Below are 4,099 nucleotides of genomic sequence, written 5' to 3'. Positions count from 1 at the left end.
AATACACGCTCACGGCGGTCAGCGCATAGCACGCCGCGATAATGCGGTTCGCGTTGAAGCGGTCCATCAGCACGCCGCACAGCACGGCGCCGACGCCGCCGAGCGGGAACAGCGCGGAAATCAGCGTCGCGCGTTGCGGCGTGAGGCCGGCGTCCTTCAGCAGAATCGGCATCCAGTTGATCGACGCGTAGAAGATCACGAGGCCCATGAAGTAGGCGATCCACAACATCACCGAGCCGATGATGTACGAACGCGACAGCACCACACCCAGGCCCTTGCCGCCCGTTTGCGGCGCGGTTTCGGTCATGACGAAGCTGTCGGCTTGCGCCGCTTCGCTCGAAATGCGCGCCAGCGCGGCACGAATCCGTTCGACCGGTTTGCTGTTAGCCACCATGTAGCGGACCGATTCCGGCATCTGGATTGCCAGCAGGACCAGCAGCAACAACGGCGTGATCCCGCCGAGCAACAGCACACTGCGCCAGCCGAAGTGCGGAATCATCCACGCGGCGAGAAAGCCGCCGAAGGCCGCGCCCAGCGGAAAGCCGCAGAACATCAGATTGATCACGGTCGCGCGGCGGCGATCCGGGCAGTACTCGCCCATCATCGTCACGGCGTTCGGCATGGCCGCGCCGAGGCCGACGCCGGTGATGAAGCGCAGGGTTGTGAGTTGTTCGATGCTGTTCGAGAACGCCGAGGCGAGGCAGGCCACGCCGAACAGCAGCACCGAGCCGAGCAGCATGGAACGCCGCCCGAGCCGGTCGGAGAGCGGCCCTGAGACGAGCGCGCCGCACGCGAGGCCGAACAGCGCCGCGCTCAGCACCGGCGCGAGTGCGGGCCTCGCGATGCCCCATTCGGCGATCAGCGAAGGTGCGATGAAGCCGATTGCGGCGGTGTCGAAACCGTCCAGCAGGACGATGATGAAACACATGAAAAAGATGAGCCACTGGAACGGCGAGAAGGGATGGTCGTTGATAAACGTTTGAACGTTCACAGCGGTGCTGCGGCTCATGATGGTCTCCTGACTGCAGATTAGGTAAAAGGCTTGCAGCAACGGCTCACCGTTACGGCGTGTCGTGACGAGCCTTCTTTCTTTTACGATCGGGCGCCGCGTGGGCGCGGCGCACGATGTTGATGCTAGCGGCGAACCGGCTGCGCGCTGACCACAACAACGTCGACAACGTTGATAGGGCAGCCGTTCAGGCGAGTTTCGCCGCGACTGCCTGACCGACTTCGGTGGTACTCGCCTTGCCGCCGAGGTCGCCCGTATGCGGGCCTTCGATCACTGTGGCTTCGATTGCCGCGAGAATCGCGTCGTGGGCCTGGCGCTCCTTGCCTTCCTGATGGCCGGGAAAGTCGAGCATCATCGCGGCCGACCAGATCATCGCAAGCGGATTGGCGATGTTCTTGCCGGCGATGCCGTCGCCGGGAATGACCGCAATCCGATATTTCTTCGACATATTTCTGTTCTCCATTGAGGCTGTTGGGCGGTTCGATCGCGCTTATTCTATGCCTGCCGTTTAAGGCGCGTTGCGGTTCTGAAGACGGCGAAAGAAGGTGATCGGGTTGCCGGCTACTGCGCCGCGTTGAGCTTGCGCCATAAGGTCGTCTTGCTGATGCCGAGCGCCTGGCAAACCGTATCGCGATCGCCATCGCATGCGGCGAGCGCGGCACGGATTTCGTCGGCTTCCACGTGACGGCTGCGCTCGCGTAGCGTGAGCGCCGCTTTCTTCGCGCGTGCGTGGGGCTGCTCGAAGATTTCAGGTGCGACGGTGCGCAGTACGTCTCGCGGAAAGAGGGTTTCCAAGGCGTTGCCCGGGTCCTTTGAGTCTATGTTCGCGTTTGCGTCCAGGTCTACGTCTGCCAGTTCAACCGCAATCCGTTCGATCACGTTCTGCAATTCACGCACGTTGCCAGGCCACGTATAACGCTTGAGTGGTTCGCTGAGACCGTTAAGGACACGTGCCGCGGCTTTCGCATCGGGTAGCAGGGCAGCCAGCCTCGGTTCACGCGATGCCGCCTGTAAAAGCAGTTCCACCGCCAGCGGCAGCAGATCGGTTGGCCGCTCGCGTAGCGGCGGCAGCGCGATGCTCAGAATATTGAGCCGGTAGTAAAGGTCCGCACGGAAGCTGCCCGCTTCGATGCCCTCGGTCAATGCACGATGCGTCGCGGCGACAACGCGGATGTCCACGCGCGTCGGCTCCGTCGAGCCGAGCCGCACGACTTCACGTTCCTGTAGTACGCGCAGCAAACGGCTCTGCAACGACAACGGCATCTCGGCGATTTCGTCGAGAAACAGCGTGCCGCGGTGCGCCGCTTCGATTAGTCCCGCCTTGCCGCCTTTGCGTGCGCCGGTGAACGCGCCTTCTTCATAGCCGAACAATTCGCTTTCGAGCAAGGCCTCGGGAAACGCGCCGCAATTGATAGCGACGAAGGCGAAGTCGCGCCGCGCGCTCAACTGATGCATGCTCTGTGCGACCATCTCCTTGCCGGTGCCGCTTTCGCCGAGAATCAGCACCGTGGCGTCCGACCTGGCGTAACGCTGCACGAGCGTGCGCACCCGTTCGATCGAACCAGCCGCGCCGACGATATCGCCGAGTCGATAACGCGCGCTGAATTGCTGCACGCGTTGCCGTGAACGCAGCGTGCGGTCGAGCCGTTCGACGGCGCGCGATTCCTGAAACGTCAGCACCGTGCCCGCCGCTGAGCCGCTACTCGCAAGCGGCCCGCGATGCACGACATAACTCGCGCCACGCACCGTGCAGAACGTGTCGCCGTCCGAATCCGGCAAGCTGCCGGCGAGATCGGGCGCGAGGTCGAGCAGCGCGCGGCCCACCGCATGGGCGGCGTCGATGCCGAGCACGCCGGCGAGGCGCTGGTTCATCGCTTCGACGCGGCCTTGCGCATCGAGTGCGACGACGCCGTCGCGCAGATGTTGCAGCAGATTGTCGAGCCGTTGACGGCGCACCGTTTCGCGGCGGGTGGCCTGCGCGACTTCGAGTGCGGTATCGAACGCGGCACGTACCGATGCGCGTGAATAGAGAAACACCGCGCCCATGCCGGCGTTTGCCGCAAGATCGGTGACAAGGCCTGGACCGACTACGACGTCGACGCCTCGATCGCGCAGATCGAGCACGACGCTTTCCGCATCCTGCGCGGACTGATACGAAGCGAACGTCACGTCGATGCCGTACGCGGCCGTGAAGCGGCGCACTTCGTCAGGCGTGTCGCCATGCGTGACGAGCGCGACCTTCGCGCCGTCGCGCCGCGCTCGCGCGAGCGCGTGCATGACGTCGAAACCGGTTGGGTTGATCAGTACGACAGGGACGCCGACGCGCGTCTTCAGATACGCGCCGTTGGAGCCGCCGGCGATGACGACATCCGGTCGGCCGGCGCCGACCACGTCGACTTCATGCACGGCATCTTCGAAGCCATGCGAGACGATCCGCAGATCGGCGCGTTCGACGTATTCGCCGGCGATGTCGAAGAACAGATCGCGCAGGCGGCTAATGCTGACAGCCCAGATGCGAGGGCGCTGCGCGGGGTCGAAGGGGGGCGTGCTCACGGTGGAGGCTCGTTAATGTGCTTGGGGGCCGGGCTTGGAAGCCGGGCCTGGAGCGGGGCTTGAAAGCGGCCTCAGGAGCGGACTCAGAAGCGGCCTCAGAAGCGTTAAGGGCGGCAAGCCTGAGAAAGCCTGCTCATTATGCACGCGTGTTTTCCGAATTTGAAACCCGTAATTTCACTTATGAAATCCCGTGGCGAGGTGGTCAGGAGGTGAATTTTGTTAAATCAGGCACTTAGCGACTCAGAAGCTACATGGCCCATTCTTTGCGTTCTTAGCCTCCGTTTTCACCGGTCACCGCACGGAACCCCCGGAATGACAAGCTCGGCGCGCAGAATGCCGCACGAACGCAACCCCGCAGTTGGAGATGAAATCATGAGTGAAGCCGATAACAGCACGCCGAGCGCAGGCGCCTTCAAACCGAAGAAATCCGTGGCGCTGTCGGGCGTGACGGCTGGCAACACCGCTTTGTGCACGGTCGGCAAGACCGGCAATGATCTGCATTACCGCGGCTACGACATTCTCGATATCGCCGGTGCA

General features: G+C 63.3%; 2 protein-coding genes and 2 pseudogenes. 1 reads left to right on the top strand and 3 read right to left on the bottom strand.

Annotated features, from left to right (window positions below):
• The 3 genes and pseudogenes from QOC89_RS29285 to prpR form a co-directional block, all read right to left on the bottom strand.
• Positions 1-1,009: MFS transporter (locus QOC89_RS29285; RefSeq protein WP_323048232.1), on the bottom strand; the 1,009-nt coding region annotated here is incomplete at its 3' end.
• A gap of 187 nt (positions 1,010-1,196) precedes the next feature.
• A pseudogene (locus tag QOC89_RS29280) lies at positions 1,197-1,415 on the bottom strand (isocitrate/isopropylmalate family dehydrogenase); the annotation flags it as partial.
• Positions 1,416-1,570: 155 nt separating this feature from the next.
• A complete protein-coding gene (gene prpR, locus QOC89_RS29275) occupies positions 1,571-3,562 on the bottom strand; it encodes a propionate catabolism operon regulatory protein PrpR (protein WP_323048231.1) in 1,992 nt (663 codons plus the stop codon).
• Between the two features lie 372 nt (positions 3,563-3,934).
• On the opposite strand from prpR, the pseudogene QOC89_RS29270 reads away from it, so the two are divergent.
• Positions 3,935-4,099 (top strand): annotated as a pseudogene (locus tag QOC89_RS29270) (2-methylcitrate synthase); the annotation flags it as partial.

This window comes from Paraburkholderia sp. (assembly GCF_034668105.1).
Taxonomy (GTDB): domain Bacteria; phylum Pseudomonadota; class Gammaproteobacteria; order Burkholderiales; family Burkholderiaceae; genus Paraburkholderia.
This window is presented reverse-complemented; position numbering and strand designations above follow the sequence as displayed.